This is a genomic window from Marinobacterium jannaschii DSM 6295, from assembly GCF_000620085.1.
Classification (GTDB): domain Bacteria; phylum Pseudomonadota; class Gammaproteobacteria; order Pseudomonadales; family Balneatricaceae; genus Pontibacterium; species Pontibacterium jannaschii.
In genome coordinates this window covers 289816-316104 of record NZ_JHVJ01000004.1, presented here as the reverse complement: position 1 = coordinate 316104, position 26289 = coordinate 289816, and the positions used below count along the sequence as shown (strand labels likewise).

The 26289-nt window shown below is 57.0% G+C and carries 24 protein-coding genes; 21 read left to right on the top strand and 3 right to left on the bottom strand.

The features are described 5' to 3' along the window. Nucleotides 1-27: 27 nt before the first annotated feature. The 5 genes from fis (at nucleotide 28) to Q354_RS0103050 (ending at nucleotide 5665) form a co-directional block, all read left to right on the top strand. The gene (gene fis / locus Q354_RS0103070) at nucleotides 28-300 is read left to right on the top strand and encodes a DNA-binding transcriptional regulator Fis (RefSeq protein WP_036228402.1); all 273 of its coding nucleotides are present in this window, start codon (nucleotides 28-30) and stop codon (nucleotides 298-300) included. A 33-nt stretch (nucleotides 301-333) separates the two neighbouring features. Then, entirely contained in the window at nucleotides 334-1914 is a 1581-nt protein-coding gene (purH, locus tag Q354_RS0103065) for a bifunctional phosphoribosylaminoimidazolecarboxamide formyltransferase/IMP cyclohydrolase (protein ID WP_027856342.1), read from the top strand. Nucleotides 1915-2016: 102 nt separating this feature from the next. After that, nucleotides 2017-3303, top strand: a complete 1287-nt coding sequence (gene purD, locus Q354_RS0103060; protein ID WP_027856341.1) for a phosphoribosylamine--glycine ligase — start codon at nucleotides 2017-2019, stop codon at nucleotides 3301-3303. Between the two features lie 68 nt (nucleotides 3304-3371). Further along, on the top strand, nucleotides 3372-3989 hold the full coding sequence (locus Q354_RS0103055; RefSeq protein WP_027856340.1) for a LysE family transporter: 618 nt from the start codon (nucleotides 3372-3374) through the stop codon (nucleotides 3987-3989). Nucleotides 3990-4081: 92 nt separating this feature from the next. Continuing rightward, nucleotides 4082-5665 (top strand): tetratricopeptide repeat protein, encoded by a 1584-nt coding sequence (locus Q354_RS0103050; RefSeq protein WP_027856339.1) that lies wholly within the window; start codon nucleotides 4082-4084, stop codon nucleotides 5663-5665. 125 nt (nucleotides 5666-5790) lie between these two features. Here the strand turns inward: Q354_RS0103050 and Q354_RS0103045 are convergent, their stop codons facing one another. Continuing rightward, nucleotides 5791-7020, bottom strand: a complete 1230-nt coding sequence (locus Q354_RS0103045) for a L,D-transpeptidase family protein (RefSeq protein WP_036228333.1) — start codon at nucleotides 7018-7020, stop codon at nucleotides 5791-5793. 156 nt (nucleotides 7021-7176) lie between these two features. Then, on the bottom strand, nucleotides 7177-8256 hold the full coding sequence (locus tag Q354_RS0103040) for a substrate-binding domain-containing protein (RefSeq protein ID WP_036228401.1): 1080 nt from the start codon (nucleotides 8254-8256) through the stop codon (nucleotides 7177-7179). 141 nt (nucleotides 8257-8397) lie between these two features. Here Q354_RS0103040 and Q354_RS0103035 point away from each other — a divergent pair, with 141 nt between their 5' ends. The 7 genes from Q354_RS0103035 (at nucleotide 8398) to Q354_RS0103005 (ending at nucleotide 17749) form a co-directional block, all read left to right on the top strand. Continuing rightward, nucleotides 8398-8889 carry a formate dehydrogenase subunit gamma gene (locus tag Q354_RS0103035; RefSeq protein ID WP_027856336.1) on the top strand — a complete coding sequence of 164 codons (492 nt, stop codon included), beginning with the start codon at nucleotides 8398-8400 and terminating at the stop codon, nucleotides 8887-8889. After that, on the top strand, nucleotides 8889-10448 hold the full coding sequence (locus Q354_RS0103030; protein WP_027856335.1) for a formate dehydrogenase beta subunit: 1560 nt from the start codon (nucleotides 8889-8891) through the stop codon (nucleotides 10446-10448). Before Q354_RS0103035 ends, Q354_RS0103030 begins: the two co-directional genes overlap by 1 nt. A 2-nt stretch (nucleotides 10449-10450) precedes the next feature. After that, a complete protein-coding gene (gene fdhF, locus Q354_RS0103025; protein ID WP_027856334.1) occupies nucleotides 10451-13318 on the top strand; it encodes a formate dehydrogenase subunit alpha in 2868 nt (955 codons plus the stop codon). 47 nt (nucleotides 13319-13365) lie between these two features. Next, on the top strand, nucleotides 13366-14184 hold the full coding sequence (gene fdhD, locus Q354_RS24390) for a formate dehydrogenase accessory sulfurtransferase FdhD (RefSeq protein ID WP_211252197.1): 819 nt from the start codon (nucleotides 13366-13368) through the stop codon (nucleotides 14182-14184). Next, nucleotides 14181-14411 (top strand): formate dehydrogenase subunit delta, encoded by a 231-nt coding sequence (locus tag Q354_RS0103015; RefSeq protein ID WP_027856333.1) that lies wholly within the window; start codon nucleotides 14181-14183, stop codon nucleotides 14409-14411. Before fdhD ends, Q354_RS0103015 begins: the two co-directional genes overlap by 4 nt. 288 nt (nucleotides 14412-14699) lie before the next feature. Then, nucleotides 14700-16076 (top strand): DEAD/DEAH box helicase, encoded by a 1377-nt coding sequence (locus tag Q354_RS0103010; protein WP_036228332.1) that lies wholly within the window; start codon nucleotides 14700-14702, stop codon nucleotides 16074-16076. 635 nt (nucleotides 16077-16711) lie between these two features. Further along, nucleotides 16712-17749, top strand: coding sequence for an LLM class flavin-dependent oxidoreductase (locus Q354_RS0103005; protein ID WP_027856331.1), 1038 nt, complete (start codon nucleotides 16712-16714; stop codon nucleotides 17747-17749). 82 nt (nucleotides 17750-17831) lie between these two features. On the opposite strand, the gene Q354_RS0103000 is transcribed toward Q354_RS0103005, so the two are convergent. Beyond that, on the bottom strand, nucleotides 17832-18650 hold the full coding sequence (locus Q354_RS0103000) for a helix-turn-helix domain-containing protein (protein ID WP_027856330.1): 819 nt from the start codon (nucleotides 18648-18650) through the stop codon (nucleotides 17832-17834). 262 nt (nucleotides 18651-18912) lie between these two features. On the opposite strand from Q354_RS0103000, the gene Q354_RS0102995 reads away from it, so the two are divergent. The 9 genes from Q354_RS0102995 (at nucleotide 18913) to arfA (ending at nucleotide 26035) form a co-directional block, all read left to right on the top strand. Continuing rightward, complete coding sequence (locus Q354_RS0102995; RefSeq protein WP_027856329.1) at nucleotides 18913-19515, top strand: amino acid synthesis family protein; 603 nt, start codon at nucleotides 18913-18915, stop codon at nucleotides 19513-19515. Between the two features lie 14 nt (nucleotides 19516-19529). Then, complete coding sequence (locus Q354_RS0102990) at nucleotides 19530-20360, top strand: alpha/beta fold hydrolase (protein ID WP_027856328.1); 831 nt, start codon at nucleotides 19530-19532, stop codon at nucleotides 20358-20360. Next, nucleotides 20360-21838, top strand: coding sequence for an aldehyde dehydrogenase (locus tag Q354_RS0102985; protein WP_027856327.1), 1479 nt, complete (start codon nucleotides 20360-20362; stop codon nucleotides 21836-21838). Before Q354_RS0102990 ends, Q354_RS0102985 begins: the two co-directional genes overlap by 1 nt. 18 nt (nucleotides 21839-21856) lie before the next feature. After that, nucleotides 21857-22348 carry a flavin reductase family protein gene (locus Q354_RS0102980; protein WP_027856326.1) on the top strand — a complete coding sequence of 164 codons (492 nt, stop codon included), beginning with the start codon at nucleotides 21857-21859 and terminating at the stop codon, nucleotides 22346-22348. A 54-nt stretch (nucleotides 22349-22402) separates the two neighbouring features. Further along, nucleotides 22403-23845: an NAD-dependent succinate-semialdehyde dehydrogenase gene (locus tag Q354_RS0102975; protein ID WP_027856325.1), complete on the top strand. Its 1443-nt coding sequence runs from the start codon at nucleotides 22403-22405 to the stop codon at nucleotides 23843-23845. Between the two features lie 72 nt (nucleotides 23846-23917). Next, nucleotides 23918-24307 carry a 4-carboxymuconolactone decarboxylase gene (gene pcaC / locus Q354_RS0102970; RefSeq protein WP_027856324.1) on the top strand — a complete coding sequence of 130 codons (390 nt, stop codon included), beginning with the start codon at nucleotides 23918-23920 and terminating at the stop codon, nucleotides 24305-24307. Nucleotides 24308-24365: 58 nt separating this feature from the next. Then, nucleotides 24366-25121 carry a GntR family transcriptional regulator gene (locus tag Q354_RS0102965; RefSeq protein ID WP_245600976.1) on the top strand — a complete coding sequence of 252 codons (756 nt, stop codon included), beginning with the start codon at nucleotides 24366-24368 and terminating at the stop codon, nucleotides 25119-25121. 40 nt (nucleotides 25122-25161) lie between these two features. Then, nucleotides 25162-25716 (top strand): NUDIX hydrolase, encoded by a 555-nt coding sequence (locus Q354_RS0102960; RefSeq protein WP_211252193.1) that lies wholly within the window; start codon nucleotides 25162-25164, stop codon nucleotides 25714-25716. Nucleotides 25717-25831: 115 nt separating this feature from the next. Next, nucleotides 25832-26035: an alternative ribosome rescue factor ArfA gene (arfA, locus tag Q354_RS0102955; RefSeq protein WP_027856321.1), complete on the top strand. Its 204-nt coding sequence runs from the start codon at nucleotides 25832-25834 to the stop codon at nucleotides 26033-26035. The last annotated feature ends 254 nt before the right edge of the window (nucleotides 26036-26289 follow it).

Genomic DNA, 26289 nt, shown 5'->3' with positions numbered 1-26289 from the left:
TACATATTCACAGTGGAATACAAAGACATCACCAAACCGACTATTGCACCTCAAGCTAACCCTGAAGTTACCCAGGAGACGCTGCGTGACTGCGTGCATCAGTCTTTGACAAATTACTTTCGCCAACTGGACGGACAGCCTGTAACCGACGTTTATCAGATGGTTCTGGCCGAAATAGAAGCACCGCTGTTTGAAACCGTCATGGCTTACACCAAGGACAATCAGACCCGTGCCTCCCAGGTACTGGGCCTGAACCGCGGCACACTGCGCAAGAAGCTGAAGCAGTACGGCCTGCTGTAACCGCATTCAAATACTATCGGAACGATATAGACCATGGCAGAGAATACCACTCCTGTTCGTCGTGCGCTGATCAGCGTATCCGACAAAACCGGCATCGTAGAGTTTGCTCAGGCGCTGAGCTCTCGCGGCGTTGAAATCCTCTCCACCGGCGGAACTTTCAAACTGCTGAAGGAAAACAACATTCCTGCAGTTGAAGTCTCTGATTACACCGGTTTCCCTGAGATGATGGATGGCCGTGTAAAGACTCTGCATCCAAAAGTTCACGGCGGCATCCTGGGTCGTCGCGGCAAGGACGATGCGGTAATGAGTGAACACGGTATTAACCCGATCGATATGGTTGTGGTTAACCTGTATCCGTTTGCACAGACTATCGCCCGTCCCGATTGCGATCTGCCAATGGCGATCGAAAATATCGATATCGGCGGCCCAACCATGGTGCGCTCAGCAGCGAAAAACCACAAAGACGTGGCTATCGTTGTGAATGCCAGCGATTACGACAGCATCATCAGCGAACTGGATGCGAACGAAGGCCTGGCGATGGGCACACGCTTCGACCTGGCGGTAAAAGCTTTCGAGCACACCGCCATGTACGACGGCATGATCGCCAACTACCTCGGCGCTATCGTTGAAGGCGAAGCAGAAGCTCCGGCAGACTTCCCTCGCACCTTCAACACCCAGTTCATCAAGGCACAGGACATGCGTTACGGTGAGAACCCTCACCAGCGTGCAGCCTTCTACGTTGAAGCCAACCCGGCTGAAGCCAGCATCGCTACTGCGAAGCAGCTGCAGGGTAAAGCGCTGTCTTACAACAACGTTGCCGACACTGATGCAGCACTGGAAGCAGTGAAAGCCTTTGCTGAACCGGCCTGCGTTATCGTTAAGCACGCCAACCCATGTGGCGTTGCCCTTGGCGGCGACATCCTGGAAGCGTACGAGCGCGCCTTCAAGACAGATCCGACCTCTGCCTTTGGCGGCATCATCGCCTTCAACCGTGAGCTGGACGAAGCAACCGCGAAAGCGATCATCGAGCGCCAGTTCGTTGAGGTGATCATCGCACCGTCCATCTCTGCAGCGGCTGCAGAAGTGGCTGCCAGCAAACCAAACGTGCGCCTACTGGAATGCGGCGAATGGTCTGGCGAACGCGCAACCGGCCTGGACTACAAGCGAGTGAATGGCGGCCTGCTGGTTCAGGATCGCGACCTGGGCAAGGTTGAACAGTCTGAACTGAAAGTGGTTTCCAAGCGCCAGCCTTCCGAAGAAGAGCTGCGTGACCTGATGTTCTGCTGGGAAGTGGCGAAGTCTGTTAAATCCAACGCCATTGTTTACGCTAAAGATGGCATGACCATCGGCGTAGGTGCAGGCCAGATGAGCCGCGTCTACAGCGCCAAGATCGCCGGTATCAAAGCCGCCGACGAAGGCCTGCAGGTTGAAGGTTCCGTGATGGCATCTGATGCCTTCTTCCCGTTCCGCGATGGTATCGATGCCGCAGCTGCTGCCGGCATTAAAGCGATCATCCAGCCGGGCGGTTCTATGCGCGATCAGGAAGTCATCGATGCGGCTGACGAAGCAGGCATTGCGATGGTCTTTACTGGCATGCGCCATTTCCGTCACTAACGGGGCATCAGCTGTAAGCTTGCAGCTGCAAGCCTGAAAGCCTGAAGCCCGGATTGGTTTTGACCAGCCCGGGCTTTTTTAGTCTTAAAGGATTCTATAAAGATGAAAGTACTTGTAATTGGTTCCGGCGGTCGTGAACACGCACTGGCCTGGGCAGCCGCGAAAGACGATTCCGTTGAGCAGGTGTTTGTAGCTCCGGGTAACGCCGCGACTGCACAGGAAGATAAACTGCAGAACGTTGCTATCGATGTGATGGATCTGGAAGGCCTGTCGGCTTTCGCGCAGGAAAACAGTATCGACCTGACCATCGTCGGCCCTGAAGCACCGCTGGTTGCCGGTGTTGTGAACCATTTCCAGAGCCTCGGTCTGGCGATCTTCGGCCCAACCTCTGGCGCGGCCCAGCTGGAAGGCTCCAAAGCATTCAGCAAAGACTTCCTGGCCCGTCACAAGATCCCAACGGCAGAGTACCAGAACTTCACCGAGATCGATCCGGCAATCGCCTACGTGCGCGAGAAAGGCGCTCCGATCGTGGTTAAAGCCGACGGCCTGGCTGCGGGCAAAGGCGTTATCGTTGCGATGACCCTGGAAGAAGCCGAGAACGCGATCAAGGATATGCTGGCTGGCAATGCCTTTGGCGATGCCGGCAGCCGCGTGGTGATCGAAGAGTTCCTCGAAGGCGAAGAAGCCTCTTTCATCGTCATGGTCGATGGTAAGAATGTACTGCCAATGGCCACCAGCCAGGACCATAAGCGTGTAGGCGACGGCGATACCGGCCCGAATACCGGCGGCATGGGCGCTTACTCCCCTGCCCCGGTAGTAACGCCGGAAATCCATCAGCGGGCAATGGATGAGGTGATCATGCCAACCATCCGCGGTATGGCGGAAGAAGGCAATGAATACACCGGTTTCCTATACGCCGGCCTGATGATCACAGCGGACGGAACGCCGAAGGTTATCGAGTACAACTGCCGTTTCGGCGACCCTGAAACCCAGCCGATCATGCTGCGCCTGAAATCCAGCCTGAGCCAGCTGTGCCTGGCGGCCCTGGAACAGAAGCTTGACCAGACCAGCATTGAGTGGGATTCTCGTCGTTCTGTCGGTGTCGTGATGGCCGCTGGCGGCTACCCGGGTAGCTATGCCAAAGGTGCTGAGATCACAGCCCCTGCGGAATGCCCTGAAGGCACTAAGATTTTCCACGCTGGCACTAAGCTGGAAGACGGCAAAGTTGTCACTGCAGGCGGCCGCGTACTCTGCGTTACTGCACTGGGCGATACGGTTACCGAAGCTCAGCAACGCGCCTATGATCTGGTTAAACAGGTCAATTGGGACGGAGCCTTCTACCGTAACGATATCGCCTACCGTGCGATTGCCCGCGAACAAGGCGAGTAACGAAGCGACGCTGAGTTGATTATCCAACAGCCACCTTCGGGTGGCTGTTTTGTTTTAGGGAACATAACATGTCAATTGAAATCTGGCTGACCCTGTTAGCCGCCTCTATACTGATCAGCCTCTCGCCCGGTGCCGGTGCTGTCACCGCCATGAGTTACGGCATCAGCCATGGCCCCCTGCGTGCCCAGCCAGCTATCCTCGGCCTGATCAGTGGCTATGGCGTGCAGTTTATTGTGGTCGCGGTCGGCCTTGGCAGCCTGGTCGCCACTTCAATGACCCTGTTCAATCTGATCAAATGGGTGGGTGTCGCCTACCTGATCTGGCTCGGCATCCAGCAGTGGCGCCAGCGCGGCGGACTGGATCTGGACAGCGGCCCCCGTGCCGGTGGCAGGAAAGCCTTCCTGCAGAGCCTGCTGATCAATATCACCAACCCCAAGGGGATGGTATTTCTGGTGGCCCTGGTACCGCAGTTTCTGAATCCGGCCGAGCCTCAGCTGGTGCAGATGCTGGTCATCGGCCTCACCCTGACCGGGGTCGACTGGGCCGTGATGACCGGATACAGCCTGCTCTCCTCACGCCTGCGGCCGCTATTGAAAAAAGAGAAAGCCGTACGCATGCAGGGGCGGGTTACCGGCAGTGCACTGATTGCCGCCGGCCTGGCACTGTCAACCGCATCCCAGCGTTAACCATCACCGATCTGCTGCTATAGGATACAGCTGTCATCCTATAGCAGTTATACTATGCGCCATTTCAGAAACCTATAGCTTCACTTGGATCTATGCCTACTCAACCTGTTGCGCGAAAAACATGGATTGTTGCAGCCATCGCCGCTGCACTGACCGGTGCCGGTGTATATGCTCTGACGTACAAGCCACCCATGCCGGCGACAACCGGATCAGACACCCCCTCAACGGCAATCACAGTCATCTCCGAACCCGCTACCACCGAAACCCTGACCAAACCAGAGCCACAACCTGCAGTAGTGCAGCCTTCACTGGATAAAGAGCTGGCAAATATCCAGCAACTGGCCAGCGACGGTTTTCCAAAGCAGGCACTTGAGAATGTCGATACCCTGCTGCTCAGCCAGCCAGAGCATTTCTCTGCCCGGCTCACCCGTTCCCAGATCCTGCTGCAGCTGAACAAACAGACTGAGGCAGAAGCGCTTCTGAAACAGCTGATCAGCGACCATCCGGAACGGCCTGAGCCGCTGAATAATATGGCGGTACTGATCGCCGCCCGTGGCGACTACAAAGCTGCGGTGGACACTTTGCTGAAGGCATTTGATACCCACCCAAGCTACGCCAATGTGCAGAAGAACCTCAGTGAGCTCTATGCCACTATGGCTTCTCAGGCCTACAGCAAGGCGCTGGATCTTGAAACCCAGGTGATCGCGCCACAAATGGCGGCCCTGAGCATGGAAGGCAAGCAACAGTCCCCGGGACCACTGCCCTTTATACCGGCTAAGAGTGTCAGCGAAACCGTCGCGGAACTGGCCGCGGCACAGACCAGCCAGCCGCAGGACACAACTGCAGACACTGCTGCGGATACAGCGGTTGCCGCCAGCGATAGTCTGGGTCAGGACAGCCAACAGGCTACGGCAGAGCCCGACAGCTCCGAGCAGGAGATCATCGCAACGCTGGCCCGCATAGAGCAGCAGGTAAATGCCGATAGCGAAACTCAGGCTGAAACCCGCAGCCCAGCCACTGCCGTTGCAACAGACGCTGATAATGCTGAACCGGTGAGCCGCCCTGAACAGGCCAGCAGCGGCAATGAAACGGATTCCGCGCCAGCCACCGAACCGCAGCAGTCACCCGAGCCGGCTGTCAGCGAGACAGTTACTGCAGCAGACTCTGCAGTCAGATCAGCTGAGGTTCCAGCGCAAGCCGCTTCACAACCGCAAGCGGTGATTGCCGCAACCGATACCGGGGAGAACGCTGCAGCGGATAACGCCGAGGCCGAGGCCCCGACAAACACAGCAGCGCCATCAGTAGTAACCGAGGCAAAGGAGCTGACCGCGGCAGAGTTGAAAGAATCTGCGTTACGGCGGGTCCGGTTCTGGGCCGACGCCTGGCAGAGACAGGATGTTGAAGACTATATCGCGGCCTATGCGCCGGACTACCGTCCCGACAACGGACTCAGCCATGAACGCTGGAAGCGCCAGCGCCACAGCCGCCTGACCCGGCCGAGTTTTATCAAGGTGGAACTGAGTGATATTAAGGTTTACCTGCGCTCCGGCAAACAGGCCGATGTACTGTTTATGCAGCGCTACAGTTCGGATAACTACAGCGATCGCACCCAGAAGCAGATTCAGCTGATCCTGCTGGATGATGGCTGGCGCATTGTCAGAGAGAAATCCCTGTAGACAGGGGCTCTCTCTGACCGCAGATATTGGCAGTAGCGACTTACAGAAAATTTATGGCAGCACGTCAGCGGGACAGTTTCGGCGGGGGCTGACCGGCAGAGACCAGCGTCAGCTAAGCGGCAATGTTATTGACGGCCACGTGACGGCTTACCTTCATAGCTGATTCGCCAGCGTCCCTCTTCACGCACCCAGTACTGGCGCTTGATCATAGTGCCGTTGTAGTTAGAGCTCTCATAGTCCTGATGAAAAGTCGCGACCATCAGGTCCGGATTATCCGGATAGCGGAACAGGCTGACATTGTCCATCTTCACCCGGATGTAGCTCTTGGCTTTTATCGCCCGGGTCTTACGGCCACTGAAGGTTTTGATACCACCGAGACTGTCTTTATAGCCTGGCGAGTAGTAGGTCAGGAAACGCTCCAGATCTCGTGCCTCCCAGACCTGTTTCCAGTCCTGCAACAAACCACTGAACTCCTGTTGCTGAGCCAGCCAGTCGCCGCGTTGCATCCAGCGCACATTTTCACCGATCAGCACCGGCGTATTGCGAATATCCACCAGACTATCCAGTTCCACAAAGTCCGGATTAGTCAGAGAGATACAGCCTTCGCTGGCCAGCGGCGAGCGGCTGTAGGTTTCCAGTGGCGAGCCATGCACCCAGATACCGCTGCCGGTGCGGCCGTGCCGGGCATCCCAGACATTAGGGTAGTTGATTGGCAGCGCACCCGAGCCATATCGGGAAGGTAGCTGGCGATCCTCCAGCCGGTTGGTAACAAAGTAGACGCCCAGCGGCGTTTTCAGGTCCCCCCGCTTTTCCTTGCGCACACCGCCACGACCATAGGAGATATAAAAGTCCTTGATCAGATGCGGCTGCCCGGCCCTGTTTTCGAACAGAAACAGGCGCGAAAGGCGAGTATCAATCACGATGACCGACGGCTGATCTTCACCCAGCATCACCATCGCCTGCGGTACCATATCGGCGGACGGCTTCTCCATCTCGATCAGCAGACGCGCCTTTGCTTCGGAGATAAGCCCCTTCAGCTTATCCTGGTCGGCGCTCTGATTGCCGATTCCGGTCAGGGCGGCCCCCCTGGAGGCGATCAGATCGGCATACACCAGCTGGGCCAGACGAAAATCAGGGCGCTGTGCGGTCAGGGCTTCAATACTCTGCAACGCCCCGTCGAAGTCATGGGCGCGCAGGTTCTGCAGGCTCTTTACCAGCAGTTCTTCGTTACCCTTAGCGACCCCGTAGGGAAGATCCGTCTCAGGGTCTGCCTGAACAGTTCCTGCGGTCATCAGTACAGCCGCGATCAGACCCTGTGCCACCGCCCGGATTAGCTCTCTACGCCCTTTTTGCATCAGCCTCAAAGTACCTGAAAAAATTCGATCAGAAATTATAACGATTAAACGGCGCAAACCAACTAACAAATAGCTATAACGAAAGCTTTACAACTGTTAATTGCATGCAACAGTCTAGCCGAAAATCTGTACCGCGCTTATCACTGACAGCCCTCCCTATGCACTTCCCTTTTGATACCAGTCAAACATCTCCTCTACTGATATCACTTCACCGCAATGATCCGGCCGGTAACCCGGCAATTCAGCGACGGCCTGCTGGAACGCATCCCCCCGAATCAGCTGTATCAGGCGCTGGGTGGCTTCCTGTTCCAGCGCCCGCTGATGACAGACCATCAGATAATATTCAGTGGTGACGGGGACAAAGCCCAGTCCGAACTGTTCGGCAGCGGCCTCAACGCCAAAGCCGACATCCGCCATACCCGAGGCCACATAGGCCGCCACCGCCGAATGGGTAAACTCCTCACTCAGGTATCCGTCGATAGCAGCCGCGCTGATTCCCTGCCGGACCAGCAATTCATCCAGCAGGGCACGGGTACCGGAGTCTTTCTGGCGGTTAATAAAGCGCACCTCATGACTGGCCAGATCCACAACGCTGTCTATATTCAGTGGATTTTCGGGTTTGACGATCAGTCCCTGACGCCGGCTGATAAAGCGGATGATTTTATGGCCGCGTGGTTTCAGGTAGTTACTGTAGGTTTGTGCCAGCTTATCGCTGATCATCTCCATCGGCACATGAAAGCCAGCCACATCACAGCTACCGCGATTCAGCGCCGCCAGCGCATCTTCGGCACTGACATATTGCAGGTCCAGTTCCAGCTGATCAGCAAAGCGCGGCAATAATGCCACCGCATAACCATGACTGGCATGCAGGCGCAACTGTGGACGCACCCCTTCGAGAGTACGGGAGATCTCCATATTCAGTTCCGACGCCAGGTTATCCAACTGCGGCTCCAGTCTGGCAATTACCCGCTTCTCCGCCCAGAGTAACTTCTCACCCAGCGGGGTCAGCCAGGCGCCCTTGCCCTTCTGCAACTCGACCAGCGGCGTACCGAAAAAGGCCGCCCACTTGTTCAGCAGATTCCAGCCGTGGCGATAAGATATGTCTGCCTCCCGGGCCGCCGCAGTCAGTTTGCGGTGACTTTCCAGCGCCCGCAGCAGCTTAAACAGTTGCGGGTCGAGCTGATTACCGCTTTCGTCACGGAATGACCAGGTGGGAACAACCTGAACTTTTTTAATATGCATATGTTTTCATATTTCTTAAAACCCCTACTAATGCTAAGTTTGCCCCATCAATGACGAAAAATTAACCATTAAATATGCACTTTTGTACATATTTAATGCCGATAAGAACTATAAATGCTTGAAAGGTGAGAGATTATGAGCGGCATCTCGCAATGGGACCCTCAGGCGGTGCAGGAAGTGATCGCCTCACTCAAAGACAAACCGGGCGCTCTGCTGCCCATTTTGCATGGTATTCAGGACTCTCAGGGCTATGTTCCCCCTGAAGCGGTTCCGATGATTGCAGACGCCCTGAACCAGACCCGTGCTGAAGTGCATGGGGTTATTACTTTCTACCACCACTTCCGCCAGACGCCACCGGGCCGTAACACGCTGCAGATCTGCCGCGCTGAAGCCTGCCAGGCACGTGGATCACGTGCGCTGGAAGCCCACGTCAAAGAGAAGCTGGGCGTAGGCTACCACGGCACCACTCTGGACAAAGAGTTCAGCCTGGAACCGGTGTACTGCCTCGGTAACTGTGCCTGCGGCCCTTCTGTCCGTATCGGTGACGAGATTGTCGGCCGCGTGACACCGGAGAAATTCGATCAGCTGGTTGATGAGCTGACCACTGTCGCTGTGGAGGTGAAGTAATGGCGGTTAAGATTTTTGTCCCGCGCGATACCACAACCCTGGCGCTGGGCGGCGAGAAAGTCGCACAGAAAATCCAGGACGAAGCCGCGGCTCGCGGCGCCGAGATCGAGCTGGTGCGTAACGGCTCCCGTGGCCTGTTCTGGCTCGAACCGATGGTTGAGGTAGAAACCGCCGCCGGTCGTGTTGCTTACGGTCCGGTTGAAGCCCGCGATGTCGCGTCCCTGTTCGAGGCCGGCCTGCTGGATGGCAGCGACGGCCACGCCCTCTCACTGGGTAACCCGGAAGAGATTCCTTACCTGGCGAAGCAGCAGCGTCTGACCTTCGCCCGTGCCGGTATCACCGATCCTGTTTCCATCGAGGACTATAAGGCTCACGATGGCTTCAAGGGCCTGGAGAAGAGCCTGGCCGTGAGCGGTCAGCAGATCGTCGACGAAGTCAAAGCCTCCGGCCTGCGTGGTCGTGGTGGTGCGGCCTTCCCGACCGGAATCAAGTGGCAGACCGTGCACGATTGCGCCGGTCCGCAGAAATATATCGTCTGCAATGCCGACGAGGGTGATTCCGGTACCTTCGCCGACCGTATGGTGATGGAAGCTGACCCGCTGATGCTGGTCGAAGGTATGACCATCGCCGGTCTCGCGGTGGGTGCCGATCAGGGTTACATCTACCTGCGCTCGGAATACCCGGTCGCTCACCAGATCATGAACGAAGCGATCGCCAACGCCAATGACGCTGGCTACCTGGGCGAGAATATCCTCGGCAGCGGCAAGACCTTCCACCTTGAGGTTCGCCTCGGTGCGGCGGCCTATATCTGCGGTGAAGAGACCTCCCTGCTGGAGTCCCTCGAAGGCAAACGCGGCCTGGTACGCTTTAAGCCACCCCTGCCAGCGATCGAAGGCCTGTTCGGCAAGCCAACCGTCGTCAACAACGTCCTGTCGCTGGCAGCCGTGCCATTTATCATGGCCGAAGGCGGTCAGGCTTACGCTGACTACGGCATGGGTCGCTCCCGCGGTACCCTGCCGTTCCAGCTGGCGGGCAACCTGAAATATGGTGGCCTGGTCGAGTTGGCGTTCGGCCTGACCCTGCGCGAACTGATTGAAGATTTCGGTGGCGGCAGCGCCAGCGGTCGTCCGATGCGTGCGATCCAGGTCGGCGGCCCGCTGGGTGCCTACCTGCCGGAAAGTCAGTGGGATACCCCGCTGGACTATGAAGAATTCTCCAAAGTCGGCGCGGTACTGGGTCACGGCGGCGTGGTGGTTTTCGACGATACTGTAGATATGACCGAGCAGGCGCGCTTCTCCATGGAGTTCTGTGTTGCTGAGTCCTGCGGTAAATGTACACCTTGCCGTATCGGCTCCACCCGTGGCGTCGAGGTAATCGATAAGATCCGCGCTGGCAACAATGTCGAAGCCAACCTGGAACTGCTGGAAGATCTCTGCGAAACCATGATCGACGGCTCCCTCTGTGCCATGGGCGGCATGACACCGTTTCCGGTACAGAGCGCGATCAAGTACTTTCCGGAAGATATCTCCAAAGCAAACCAACAGGCACGGGGTGAATAATCATGCTTCAGTACTTTGACCCTAATAAAGATTACGGTACACCGGCCAGCCTGTCTGAAAAGCAGGTAACGCTGGAGATCGACGGCGTCGAGATCAGCGTACCTGAAGGCACGTCCGTGATGCGCGCCGCAGCCTTGGCTGATATCAATATCCCTAAGCTGTGCGCCACCGATAACCTGGACGCTTTCGGTTCCTGCCGTCTCTGTGCGGTACAGATCGATGGCCGTCGCGGCCTGCCAGCGTCCTGCACCACCCCTGCCGAGCAGGGTATGAAGGTAACCACCCAGAATGAAAAGCTGGGCAAGCTGCGCCGCAACATCATGGAGCTGTACATCTCCGACCACCCGCTGGACTGCCTGACCTGTCCATCCAACGGTGACTGCGAGCTGCAGGATATGGCCGGTGCGGTTGGCCTGCGCGAAGTCCGTTACGGCTTCGAGGGTAACAACCACCTGGAAGCGGAAAAGGACAAGTCCAACCCGTACTTCACCTTCGATCCGAGCAAATGTATCGTCTGCTCCCGCTGTGTCCGTGCCTGTGAAGAGGTACAGGGTACCTTCGCACTGACCGTCGATGGCCGTGGTTTCGATTCCAAGATCGCTGCCGGCCAGGATGAAGACTTCCTCGATTCCGACTGTGTCTCCTGTGGTGCCTGTGTTCAGGCCTGCCCGACCTCGACACTGATCGAGAACAACGTGATCGATATGGGCCAGCCAGAGCACAGTGTTGTGACCACTTGTGCCTACTGTGGTGTTGGCTGCTCCTTCAAAGCTGATATGAAGGGCGACCAGGTTGTGCGCATGGTGCCTTACAAGGGCGGTGAGGCGAACCAGGGTCACTCCTGTGTCAAAGGTCGCTTTGCCTTCGGCTATGCCACCCATAAGGACCGTATCAAGGAGCCGATGATTCGTGACTCCATCGATCAGCCTTGGCGTAAAGTCAGCTGGGAAGAAGCGATCTCCTTCGCCGCGACCCGCCTGAAAGAGGTCCAGGCTAAGTACGGTCGCGAGAGCATCGGGGGTATCACCTCCTCCCGTTGTACCAACGAAGAGACCTATCTGGTTCAGAAACTGATCCGTGCCGGTTTCGGTAACAACAACACCGATACCTGCGCCCGTGTCTGCCACAGCCCGACCGGCTATGGCCTGAAGACCACCCTGGGTGAATCCGCCGGTACCCAGACCTTCGATTCGGTTAAGTATGCCGATGCCATGCTGGTCATCGGTGCTAACCCGACCGACGCCCATCCGGTATTCGGCTCCATGATGCGTCGCCGCCTGCGCGAAGGCGCCAAGCTGATCGTCGCCGACCCGCGTAAGATCGACCTGCTGAAAACACCGCACCTGAAAGATGCGATCCACCTGCCCCTGCGGCCGGGTACCAACGTGGCGCTGGTTAACTCGCTGGCACACGTGATCATGTCCGAGGGACTGGAAGACAAGCAGTTCATCGCCGAACGTTGCGACGACAAGGCATTCCAGAAGTGGCAGGCGTTTATCCGTGAAGAGCGTAACTCTCCGGAAGCCATGCAGGATATCACCGGCGTAGCGGCGGCCGATGTGCGCCAAGCTGCTCGCGTCTACGCTGAAGCCGGCAACGGTGCCATCTTCTACGGTCTGGGTGTAACTGAGCATAGCCAGGGATCCACCATGGTGATGGGTATCGCTAACCTGGCACTGGCTACCGGTAATATCGGTCGCGAAGGTGTCGGCGTAAACCCACTGCGTGGTCAGAACAACGTACAGGGTTCCTGCGATATGGGTTCCTTCCCGCACGAGCTGCCGGGTTACCAGCATGTTGCCGACGACGAAGCCCGTGGCCGCTTCGAGAAAGTCTGGGGTGTCGAGCTGGATCACGAGCCGGGCCTGCGTATCCCGAACATGTTCGACTCCGCCATTGCCGGTACCTTTAAGGCGATGTACGTACAGGGTGAGGATATCGCCCAGTCCGATCCGAACACCCAGCATGTTGAGGCGGCGCTGAAGGCGCTGGAATGTCTGGTGGTACAGGATATCTTCCTCAACGAAACCGCCAAGTTCGCCCACGTGCTGCTTCCGGGCTCTACCTTCCTGGAGAAGAACGGTACCTTCACCAATGCCGAGCGCCGTATCAACCGCGTTCGCAAGGTGATGCCGCCTCTGGCCGGTAAGGAAGACTGGGAAGTGACTGTCGAGCTGTCCAATGCCCTGGGTTACGAAATGAACTACAGCCACCCATCTGAAATCATGGATGAGATCGCCAGCCTGACTCCGACCTTCACCGGCGTCAGCTACGAGCGTCTGGAAGAGATGGGCAGCATCCAGTGGCCATGTAACGAAGACCACCCTGACGGTACGCCGATCATGCATGAAGTGGACTTCCCGATCGGTAAGGGTAACTTCGCTGTCACCGAATATGTGGCCACCGAAGAACGCTCCAACCGTCGCTTCCCACTGTTGCTGACCACCGGTCGAATCCTGTCCCAGTACAATGTCGGGGCTCAGACCCGCCGTACCGAGAACCAGGCATGGCACGACGAGGACGTACTGGAAGTACATCCGGTTGACGCCGAAGATCGCGGCATCCAGGACGGTGACTGGCTGGGTATCACCAGCCGCTCCGGCCAGACCGTATTGCGTGCTGTCGTCAGCGAACGGATGCAACCGGGCGTGGTGTACACCACCTTCCACCATCCGGGAAGTGGCGCCAACGTGATTACCACTGACAGCTCCGACTGGGCGACCAACTGCCCGGAATACAAGGTGACTGCGGTGCAGGTCGAGAAAGTGTCTCAGCCATCCGAATGGCAGAAACAGTTCGAAGCCTTTACCGAGCAGCAGCTTGATTTTCTGGAGAAGGGCCGTCAGCAGCCTGCCGGAGCCGGTCACTAATGACAGCCTGCCCCTGTCCTGAATTGTCGACGCCGGAGGTAATCGTGATGCAGCCGAAAAGCGATGTCACGGTCAGCCGCTGGCAACATGGTGAGGTCAGTCAGGCCGATGATACGGTGGCCGAAGAGGTCGCCGTCGCACTGGTCTACAACGGCATCTCCCATGTCGTGATGATGTGTACACCGGATAACCTGTCCGATTTCGCGCTGGGCTTCAGCCTGACCGAAGGGATTATCCAGTCACCATCCGAACTCTATGAGATCGACGAAACGGAACATCCCGATGGCATTGGGCTGCAGTTGACCATCTCAGCCCAGCGTCAGGCCGAGCTGAAGCAGAAACGCCGCAACCTCACCGGTCGCACCGGCTGCGGACTCTGCGGCGCCGAATCGCTGCAGCAAGCCGTACGCCCCGCCACTGAAGTCAGCCGTCAGGCCGCCATCAGTGATGAGGCGGTACAGCAAGCCGTACACCAGCTGGAGCAACACCAGCCGCTGCAGGCCGCTACTGGCGCCTGTCACGGTGCGGCATGGTGCTCCGCCGAGGGCGAGATCCTGCTGGTACGGGAAGATGTGGGCAGGCACAATGCCCTGGACAAGCTGATCGGAGCGCTGGCAAGCAGCGGTACTGACCGGAGCCGGGGCTTCGCTCTGGTCTCCAGCCGCGCCAGCTACGAGATGGTACAGAAAGTTACCAGCGCCGGTATCGGCACCCTGGTGGCCGTCTCTGCCCCTACAGGCCTTGCCCTGCGACTGGCACGGGATGCCAATCTGCAACTGATCGGCTTTGCCCGACCACAACGACATGTCAGCTACAGCCCGGGTCACAGCACCGGGGACACTGATTGCGGAGAACACGCGAAATGAGTCATTCACAACTCGACCAGCTCATTCACATGGCGAATCAGATCGCCGATAACAACCTGCACCACGGCGATGAAGCCGAGTCGGTGCAGATTGTGTCCAACCACCTGATGCGTTTCTGGGCCCGTACCATGAAACAGCAAATCGTGGCATACGCTAACAGCGACGGCAGCCAGCTGACACCGCTGGCGCGTAAAGCCGTGGATGAACTGGCAGCACAGTACGGCTAAGATCAGCTGAAAGCAAAAAAGCCCCGTAACAGCAATGTTGCGGGGCTTTTTTGCTGTTTGTAATTGCACTTAGCCCTGTCCTAGAAACAACATTCGCTTGCCAGAGACACCTGTCATCATCGGGATTATCGCTTCGAATCACTATCCGGCCTGCATATTGACTCATCCCCTTCTCATCGGGCCTTCCATGCTAAATATTCGGCAATAGCACCACTTCAGCCTGATCTCGGTGAGATTTGCTGACATAATAGCGCCTCAGAAATTTACCGCCGTATTAACCGGAGCACGATGTTGACGCAGTACGCTGAGCAATTTGCCGATTTCAAACTGGACCCCCGCCTTCTCAATACACTGAAGCATATGGGTATCGATACACCGACCGAGATACAGGCCCGGGCGATTCCGGCCGCACTTGCAGGTAACGACCTGATAGCGTCTTCGAAAACCGGCTCCGGTAAGACCCTGGCGTTTCTGCTGCCAACCATGCAGCGCCTGATGAAGTCACGTGCCCTGAGCAAACGCGATCCCCGTGCTGTGATTCTGGCACCCACCCGCGAGCTGGCGAAGCAGGTCTTCCAGCAACTGCGCTCCCTGACCAGCGGCTCACGTATCAATATCGCTCTGGTGCTGGGTGGCGAAAATTTCAATGACCAGATCAAGGCGCTGATCAAAGAGCCTGAGGTTATCGTTGCGACACCGGGACGGCTCGCTAACCACCTGGAAAAGCGCTCGCTGACACTGCACGGCCTTGAGCTGCTGATCATGGACGAAGCTGACCGTATGCTTGATCTCGGCTTTGCCAAAGAGCTGGAACAGATCAATACCGCTGCAGACCACCGTCTGCGCCAGACCCTGATGTTCTCCGCCACGTTAGACCATGCGGAAGTAGACAGCCTGGCTGCTAAACTGCTGAAAGCCCCTAAGCGCGTCGCCGTCGGTGCCGCCAATGCCGAACATCAGGATATCGAACAGCGCTTTTATCTCTGTGATCAGCTGAATCACAAACAGGCACTGCTGAACAAAATACTCAGCACTGAAGATTTCCAGCAGGCGATTATCTTCACCGCCACCCGCGCCGACACCGATCGACTGGCTAGCCTGCTGCGGGAAGACGGCCTGAAAGCGGCCGCCCTCAGCGGTGATATGAGCCAGGCGGAGCGCAACCGGATTATGGACAGCTTCAGCCGTGGTCAGCAGCAGGTGCTGATTACCACCGACGTTGCCTCCCGCGGCCTGGACCTGCTACAGGTCTCGCTGGTGATCAATTTCGATATGCCCAAACAGGCAGAAGAATATGTACACCGTATCGGTCGCACCGGCCGTGCCGGCACCAAGGGTGAAGCCCTGTCACTGGTCGGCCCGAAAGACTGGGATGCCTTCAAGCGGGTCGAGAAATTCCTGCAACAAACCATCAGTTTCAGCACTGTCGAAGGCCTGGAAGCTAAGTTCAAAGGTCTGAAACCGGCTGCGAAGAAAAAGCCCGCGCAAAAGAAATACACGCCTAAGGCCAAAAACGGCGCTAAAACCGCAACTCAGGGTCCGGATAAGCACAACAAACCGGCTAAGCGCCAGGAAAAAAGCTACAGCCGTAAACTCGCTGCCGAACGTATAAATGACGACGGCAACGCACCGATGATGAAGCGGAAGAAACCTTCAGCCAGTTAATCCTTTCCGTCGCCTGTAGCAGCCAGTACTGAAACAATCCGGAGCCAGCAGCGCTCCGGACAAGCACCTGGCTGCGGCTACGCTCTCCTCCTTAGGACCACCGACTCTGCGAGCGATACACTGCCTGCCCTCCGGAGTGATCCCGCACATCCAAACCGTCCGCCCCTATTTGACAGGCTCGACCCGGTAGCATAACCAGCCGCAATCCGAACAGGCCTTTAGCCTTTACCGGCATTGACGGGACAGGTTTTGGCGACTGCTCCCCCCCTACCTCTGACCAATTGTTTTCCGCATATTCAACACCCTGAACCGAAATAGCTGTACCGGTGACAGGCTATGCAATGAAAACCGCTATTACATAGAACTGTATGCCTCTGAGTTACATGCCCCCGGGTTGACCTCCCCCGACAATGGCCAAACACCACAGGCCGATCCAAGTCGGTAACGCGCAGCAGAGATTCCTGAAAAAATTGTTCCAGATCAAATTTGACATCCAGTATTATGGTATACCATCATATGCGTATTCACTAATCAGATCCGGACCGGTTAGTTCTGATGTTTCGGCGGCGCTAAGCCATAGCCAGACCAGAGCATCAAACCGGCTGCTAAAATAAGAAAGAGGTTTAAGCAACGCCATGAAATTCTCTCTATTCCTCCAGATGGAACGCTATGATGAAGACAAGCCACACCAGGAGTTGATGAACGAACTGGTAGAGCTGGTTCAGATCGCGGATGAAGCAGGTTTTGAAACTGCCTGGATTGGCGAGCACCATGCAATGGAATTCACCATCGGTCCGAATCCTTTCTCCTTCCTGGCCTATCTGGCACCGCTGACAAAGAATATCCGCCTTGGCACCGGCACCGTGGTGGCACCTTTCTGGCACCCGGTAAAGCTGGCCAGTGAAGCGGCCTTGGTCGATATCATGAGCAATGGCCGGCTTGAATTTGGTATAGCCCGTGGCGCATATCAATATGAGTTCGACCGCATGCTAAACGGCGAGTCTGCAGCGGATGGCGGTAAGTATCTCAGCGAGATGCTGCCCGCCCTGCAGAAATTGTGGCAGGGCAACTATGCCCATGACGGCGAGTGCTGGAAATTCCCAACCTCAACCTCAGTACCAAAACCGATACAGCAACCTTATCCGCCGATCTGGCAGGCCGCCCGTTCTCCGGAATCCCATGAAATGGCGGTGACAAACAACTGCAATGTGATGATCACGCCGTTGTTTAAGTCGGATGAGGAAGTGGCCGACCTGATGGACAAGCACCATACAGCCTGCGCTAAACACCCTGACAAAGCGCGGCCTAAAGTGATGTGCCTGCGCCACACCTATATTCATGACGATGAAGATGGTTGGAAAACCGGTGTTAACGGCATCCGCCGCTGGTACTCCTACTTCCAGGGCTGGTTCCGCAACGACCAGGAACCTCAAAATGGCTTCTGCCAGCCAATAAGTGAAGCTGAGCTAGATGAGATGGCCGATTTTGCGCCGGAAGTACTGCGCAATAATCTGATGATCGGCAAACCGGAACAGGTCATTGAGCGCCTGAAGCGCTATGAGGAGCTGGGCGTTACCGAGTACAGCTTCTGGTCTGATAACAGCCTTTCCCATGAAGAGAAGAAGAAGTCTCTGCAGCTGTTTATCGACCAGGTAATGCCTGCGTTCAAATAACAGCGACAGCACAACCCAATAAGATAGCCCGGCAAAAGCCGGGCTATCTTATTGCTCTCTGGATTTTTTGCGCCGTCTACGCTCAGCGGGCGGCCTCCGCTTCGTAACCCGGAGTGATACCAAAGCGTGCCTTATATTGTTTGCGAAAATAGGCCAGTGAAGCAAAACCGCAGGCCAGTGCGACATCATGCTCACTACGACTCCCTTCCTGCAACTGCCTGCGTGCCGATTGCAGTCGGATCCGCAGGTAGTATCGCGCCGGCGTCTCATCAAAGTAGCGCCGGAAGAGCCGCTCCAGCTGGCGGACCGATAGGTGAGCTTTCTCAGCGATCTGGCAATTCTTCAGCGGCTTACGCAGATTCTGCTGCATCAGCTGTAAGGCACGATGAACGCGACCATCATCCACATTCACCTGCCCCAGCGGTCCCTGGATTGAGCACTGGGCAAGCAGTCGCTCTGCCTGCGCCGGAGACAATCTAGGCACAACCAACGCAGCCATCTTTTCAGCTACCGCGGCAGGTGACGCAACCCGATCATCTCTCAGCACCTTGGGCTGCGTAAGCTCAATGACCGGTACTTGCTCCCACCCCAGCCGGGCCAAGCTCTGCATACTCTCCTGCACCTCTGCGCCCAGTACGATCAGCTGATCAACCCGATCCAGAGCAGCCGGATCGGCCAGGGTGCTGAGTACCATGCCGTTATCAGCTACGACCAGCGGCGCTTCATTCGAGCACAGGCGCCAGTGAAAGAGCGTCCGCTGAAGCTCGCCATTGGCACTGATCTCATTGGCCTTGCTCAACCAATTAGTGACAGTTAACAAGTCGCTCATCACAAAGCGCGGATAAAGCAGGACGACAATCTCCGTTGCCGCAACCTCTGCCGTCGATACCGATTGGTTCACTTATACCCCCCTACCTGCTCAGCCATACAACCAGAGCGCAATACTGATTTGGTCCAGTCTCATCACTGAATCAATTGCGATTGCAATCGGTGACGACGCTGTACTATATTATGGTATACCATATTACAGCGCAGACCAAAGCCAGTTAGTTTCAACTGACACTGACCTGCCTGACCAACTCCGGCACCCGGGTGCCTGCATAAAAAGAGATGGGGCTGTAAGCCCTTTCATACCGAAAAGACAGTTACAGAGGGAAACACCGATGAGCTTTGAAATTCGCAAAATCGTTACCACCATTGAAGAAACCCGTATCGAGGGTGGTAAGGCAGCGGAGAAGCCAGTCACCATGGTCGGCGTAGCAGCCATCATCAAGAACCCGTGGCATGGTCGTGGTTTTGTTGAAGACCTGAGTCCTGAAATCAAAGCCAGCTGCTCCGACCTGGGTGCCCTGATAGTGGAATATGTCGGCAAGTACATTGGCGGTACAGCCAACATCGAAGCTTACGGTAAGGCGGCTGTTGTTGGTGCCGAAGGTGAAATCGAGCATGCCTCTGCAGTGGTTCATACCCTGCGCTTTGGTAACCACTACCGCAACGCCGTTGACGCTCAGAGCTACCTGGCATTTACCAACAAGCGTGGCGGTCCTGGCACTTCCATTCAGATCCCGATGATGCACAAAGATGACGAAGGCTTCCGTTCTCACTACATCACCCTGGAAATGGCGATCGAAGATGCTCCTGCCGCAGATGAGCTGGTGATCTGCCTGGGCGCGTCTGATGGCGGCCGTGTACACCCACGTATCGGTAACCGCTACGAAGACCTGAAATCGCTGGCTGAAGAAGCAGAACAAGCCGCCAACAACTAAGCTGGAGCCAGACCATGACCTGCATTAACCACTTTAAAACCCCTGCCGGCACCAGTTATCTGGTGCAGGGTGAAGGGGCGCCGGTGGTGCTGATTCATGGCGTAGGGCTGGATAAATCCATGTGGGGCGGACAGCTGGTTGGCTTGTCCCCCTCCTATCAGATTATCGCCTACGACATGTTGGGCCACGGTGACAGCGCCATACCCGGCGACGATACCTGTCTGAAGGAGTACGCCACTCAGCTGAAGGAGCTGCTGGACCACCTGGGACTGGAGAAAGCACTGGTGATTGGCTTCTCCATGGGTGGGCTCGTAGCCCGCGCCTTTGCATTGCACTACCCACAGTACCTGAACGGACTGGTGATCCTTAACAGTGTATTCAATCGCACCGAGGAACAGCGCAGCGGCGTGATGGCCCGTACCCGGGAGGTTGCGATCAAAGGCCCGGCGGCGAACGTGGAAACCGCATTGAAACGCTGGTTCAGCGAAGAGTATGCGGCCTCCAGCCCGGCCCAGATCAATGCGGTGCGTAACCGTGTTCTCAGCAATGACCATCAGGGCTACCTGAAGACCTATCAGCTGTTCGCCAGCGAAGACAACTATATGGTTGACCAGCTGAAAGAGATTCAGGCCCCGACGCTGGTGATGACCGGCGAGCTGGATCCGGGCTCGACGCCACAGATGGCACGCGATATGGCCGCCCTGATCCCAAATGCCAAAGCCTGCGTCATCGACGATGAACGTCACATGATGCCGATGGAATCCCCGAAACGGGTAAACGAGAAGCTGCTCAGCTTCCTGTCAGCTGTCTACAGCACTCAACCTTCTAGCGAGGAGGCCTCTTGATGAGCCTGCAACAGTTTCAGATGTGTATTGGCGGCGAATGGACCAACGCCATCTCGGGCAACACCTTTGATAGCCTGAACCCTGCGACCGGCGAAGCCTGGGCACAGTTCCCCGATGCCAGCGCCGAAGATGTCAATCGCGCGGTGGAAGCCGCGGATACCGCTTTCCGCAGCGCCGAATGGCGCAGCCTGACCCCAACCGCACGCGGCAAACTGCTGCGTAAGCTGGGCGACCTGATTGCCGCTAATACCGAAACCCTGGCCCAGCTGGAAAGTACCGATAACGGCAAGCTGATCCGCGAGACCCGCGGTCAGGTCAGCTACCTGCCGGAATTCTTCTATTATACCGCCGGACTCGCTGACAAGATCGAGGGGGAAACCCTGCCGCTGGATAAGCAGGATATGCTGGCCTATACCATCCGCGAGCCGCTGGGTGTCGTGGCCGCCATCATCCCCTGGAACAGCCCGCTCTACCTGACGGCCATCAAAGTAGCCCCGGCTCTGGCGGCCGGCAATACAATCGTCCTGAAGCCGTCCGAGCACGCGTCTGCCACCCTGATTGAGCTGGTAAAGCTGGCCGAACAGGCCGGTATTCCTAAAGGTGTGATCAACGTCGTCACCGGTTACGGTCCGAGTACCGGTGCAGCGCTGACCAGTCATCCGAAAGTACGCAAGATCGCCTTTACCGGTGGTGCGGCAACCGCCAGGCACGTGATCCGCAGCTCGGCGGAAAACTTCGCCAAACTGTCACTGGAACTGGGCGGTAAGTCACCGCAGATCGTTTTCCCTGATGCCGACCTGGACAGCGCGGTAAACGGGATCGTTGCGGGCATCTTTGCCGCCTCTGGCCAGAGCTGCGTCGCCGGATCCCGTTTACTGGTGCACAAAGATGTCTATGAGCAGGTAATCAACGCGCTGGTAGAACGCGCGTCCCGCATCAAGATCGGTAACCCGCAGGCTGACGAAAGCGAAATGGGGCCGATGGCCACCGCCCAGCAGCTGGCCGTGGTGGAATCCTTTGTCGAACGCGCGCAGGCCGAAGGGGCTCGCCTGCGTCTGGGTGGTAAGCGCCCGGATGTCGATCAGGGCTGGTACTACGAACCGACGATCTTTGAATGCAGCAGCAATGCCGACTACCTGATGCAGGAAGAGGTATTTGGTCCGGTGGCGGCAGTGATTCCGTTCGAAACCGAAGAGGAAGCGCTGGCCATGGCCAACGACTCCCAGTACGGCCTGGCTGCCGGTATCTGGACCCGAGACATCGCCCGCGCCCACCGCGTCGCCCGTGATGTGCATTCCGGCATTATCTGGGTCAATACCTATCGCGTTGTCTCTGCCATGGGCTCGATCGGTGGTTTTAAGAGCTCCGGCTACGGTCGAGAGAGCGGCATCGACTCCGTGCTGGAATACACCGAACGCAAAACGGTCTGGATCAACCTGTCCAGCGAACCGATGGCCGACCCATTTGTAATGCGCTAAGCGTAGGAGTATCTCAGCATGAACGAAGATTTGTACAAGCAGGTTCTGGGATCCTTTCCCTCCGGCGTCACCGTGGTAACCGCCTATGACGACGACGGCGCTGTCACCGGTCTCACGGCCAGCGCGTTCAGTGCCCTGTCGATGGACCCGGCCCTGGTTCTGGTATGCCCGAACTACAGCTCCGACTCCTATCCGGTCCTGCGTGAAGCCTCACGCTTCGCCATCAATATCCTGGCCGCCGACCAGACCGGCCCCTGCTTTGCCTTTGCGAAAAAAGGCGAAGCCAAGACCGCGGCCATCGCCGACGTGGCGGTCACCCGCAGCGAATTCGGCACGCCGCTGATTGACGGTGCCGTTGCCACCATTGAGTGCAGCCTGTGGAAGGAGTATGAGGGCGGCGATCACGCCATCCTGATCGGCAAGATGGAACAGGCCAACGTAAACGAAGCACGCTCACCGATGGTGTATTGCCGCGGCAAGATGGCGGACTGGGCAACGCTGACAGACTGATCAGCCTGTTTCCGCCGCCACACCGATTGATTGGACTCTAAGAGATAAAAATAAATGAACAAGACCCTTTTCCGCCAACAGGCATACGTTGCCGGCCGCTGGATTGACGCAGCCAACGGTGAAGTACAAGAGATTTTCAACCCCGCCACCGGTGAAAAGATCGGCAGCGTACCGATGCTCGGTGCCGAAGAAACCCGTCAGGCTATAGATGCCGCCGAAGAAGCCCAGAAAGCCTGGGCCGCACGTACCGCGCAGGAACGTAGCAGCGTGCTGCGCCGCTGGTATGAGCTGATGGTGGCCCACGCCGATGAACTGGCCGAGATCCTGACCCTGGAACAGGGTAAGCCGGTGGCTGAGGCCAAGGGCGAGGTAATGTATGGCGCCAGCTTTATCGAATGGTTTGCCGAAGAGGGCAAGCGTATCTATGGCGATGTTATTCCGAGCCATAAGGCCGGTGCCCGGGTGGTGGTGGTCAAACAGCCAATCGGTATTGTCGGGGCAATTACTCCCTGGAACTTCCCCAATGCCATGATCACCCGCAAATGTGGTCCGGCTATGGCGGCGGGTTGTCCATTTGTTGTCAAACCAGCGCCAGACACCCCGTTTTCAGCACTGGCACTGGCCGCGCTGGCCGAAGAAGCCGGCATTCCGGCTGGTATCTTCAGCGTGGTTACCGGTGATGCCATCGCCATCGGCGGCGAACTGACCGGCAACGACAAGGTCCGCAAGCTCAGTTTCACCGGCTCCACCAACGTCGGCAAGCTACTGCTGCGCCAGTGCGCCGACACCGTGAAGAAAGTCTCCATGGAGCTCGGTGGTAACGCCCCCTTCGTGGTGTTCGATGATGCCGATATCGACGCCGCTATCGATGGCGCAATGGCATCAAAATTCCGTAATGCCGGCCAGACCTGCGTCTGCACCAATCGTTTCCTGGTACAGGACGGTATCTACGACCAGTTCGTCGAGAAGCTGAGCGCGGCCGTGGCTGAACTGAAGGTCGGTAACGGCTTCGACGCTGGCGTCAATCAGGGCCCGCTGATCAACGCAGCAGCCGTCGCCAAGGTAGAAGACCACCTGGCCGATGCCATCGCCAAAGGCGGCTCCGTCGCAATCGGTGGTAAGCGTCACGAGATCGGTGGCACTTTCTTCGAACCCACGGTAATCAGCGGCGTAACGACTGAGATGAAAGTTGCCCGTGAAGAGACCTTCGGTCCGCTGGCCCCGGTGTTCCGCTTCAGCAGCGAAGAGGAAGCGATCGCGATGGCCAACGATACCGAGTTTGGTCTGGCCGCTTACGTCTACACCAAAGACCTCGGGCGCGCCTGGCGTGTCGGTGAAGGCATGGAGTACGGCATGGTCGGTATCAACGAGGGCATTATCTCCACGACCGTGGCGCCGTTCGGCGGAATCAAGCAGTCGGGCCTGGGCCGCGAAGGCTCCAAGTACGGCATCGATGACTATGTCGAGATCAAATACCTGATGATGGGCGGCATCTGATCTGCCGGGGCTGGCGCTATGCAATGGCGACGGCCCCTTTCCCATCTGCCAAGAAAACAGAGGAGATAGAAAATGGCTTCGGAAAAATTTGAGCAGGGCCTGGAGATCCGCCGTCAGGTGCTGGGCGAAGAGTACGTCAACGCTAGCCTTGAGAACGCAGATGACTTCACCATGCCGCTGCAGGAGCTGGTGACCGAATACTGCTGGGGAACCGTATGGAAGCGCGATGGCTTATCCCTTAAAATGAGGAGCATCATCAACCTGGCCATGATTACAGCACTGAACCGCCCACATGAGCTAAAGCTGCATGTGCGTGGCGCCCTCAACAACGGTCTGAGTCGTGAAGAGATTCGCGAAGTTCTGCTGCAGACTGCAATATATTGTGGCGTACCGGCTGCCATCGACAGCTTCCGGGTCGCTAAGGCCGTATTCGCAGAAGAGGATGCAGCCGATGCTAAGTAACAGGCCCACCGCCGCTCTGCCCGAGTGCCGGTGACTTTTTAGTTTTATGGATAACATTATGATGCAGCGACAGCCCCTTGGCGATTCCGTCAAAATCGAACGCACAGCAATGACTCTTCGTGAGAAGGTATTAAACGCCCTGCGCAATGCCATTCTCAACTTTCAACTGCTGCCTGGCGATCGATTGGTAGAACGGGATCTCTGTGATCTGCTTGGGGTCAGCCGTACCTCGGTTCGCGAAGCGCTGCGTCATCTGGAATCCGAAGGCCTGGTGGACTATATGGAAGGTAAAGGCCCACGCGTGGCCATTATCACTATGGAAGATGCCCGCGAGATTTACGAACTGCGCTGCTCGCTGGAGTGCATGATCATCGAACTGTTTACGGTGCGTGCCAGTGACGAGCAGATCCTGGATCTGGAGTACGCACTGCGCAAGCTGCATTCACGACTGGAAGCTGGCGAGATAGTCCCGATCCTTGAAGCCGTAACCGCCTTCTACGATGTCCTGTTTGAAGGTTGCGGCAACAGCGCCGCCTGCAACTTCCTGCGCCAGCTGCAGGCGCGTATCAGCTTCCTGCGGGCCACTTCCGTCTCCCAGAATAACCGTTATAAGAACAGCAGCGCCGAGATGGCCGACATTGTGGAAGCGATCAAGACCCGCGACCCGGCCAAAGCGCATGCTGCCTGCCTTGAGCATATTAAACGCGCCGCCGACGTTGCCTTGAAGGTACTGGCCGAGCAGCAGGGTGACACCGCCCCCGCTCAGGTCGAGATCCGCTCGCCGCTGCAGGTTGATTTCCCGCAGATCGGTTAAGCCTCTCATCCTTCCCGGCCCGGCAGCCAGGATGAGTCAGATGAAATATTGTTCCGAGTGCGGTAGCGCCAACCTGGTGCTCCGCTCACCGGGCCGCGATACCCACCGCCGCCTGGTCTGTAATGACTGTGAAAAGATCTTCTACCATAACCCCCGGGTAATCGCTGGCTGTATTGTCGAGGACAACGGCAAGTACCTGATGTGCAAACGCGCCATCAAACCCCGTCCCGGTAGCTGGACCCTCCCGGCAGGTTTTATGGAATGCGGTGAAACCGTCGAAGAGGCAGCCCGACGTGAGGTCTGGGAAGAGACCGGCGCCCAGGTTGATATCCGCGCCCCTTACTCCATCTTCAGCGTGCCGCAGATTGATGAGGTCTACATCATGTTTCGTGCCCGGCTGATCGAATTCAGCGATGATCCCGGCCCGGAAACGGCCGAAGTCGCGATGCTGGCGCCGGATGAGATCCCCTGGGAAAATATATTTTATCCGGCCATCAAAGATATCCTGCAACGCTACATCGAAGAGAAGGATCGCGGCGTCTTCGGTATCTATATGGGCTGTTCCGAAGACGGCACTGTGCATTTTATGCAGTAACCCCCTATCTGCTGGCTACACTTGCCGTAGCCAGCAACTTACTTTTTCCCCCTCTCTCCTCCTCACTTATATTAATCGCGTATACTGTGACCTTCTTTAAACGAGTGAGATAACAATGGGCAAACAGAAGAAACTGCGGCAATCATCCAGTGCCACCGATATAGGACGCGGCACTATCAACGATAACTTCCTGGCTGCACTGGTGACCTCCAAGGCCTACAAGCAGCAAGTGGTTAAGGCGAAAAAAGGCAAAGGCGCTTACCAGCGTAAAGAAAAACACAACGGAAAAGGACGAGAGTCCTATTTAATGGCTGCCTAAGCGCAGACATCAAATAGGACTTTCCTCTTTTCCACTCCCTTATTCGAAACCGCAGATCGCCAGTTTGTTTGCAGCTGGTACCCTGAGTTGTACTGAATCCAGCACCTATCTCACCTGCCTCGCGCCCATCTGACTTTCCACCTCAATCAGGCCGGAAATCGCTTTCCTCAATAAGGCATTCACTGTTCAGAAAACGCCAACACACCTTTGCCGCCGGGATAAAGGTGGTAGGCTGATTTGAGATCGTCTCTCAG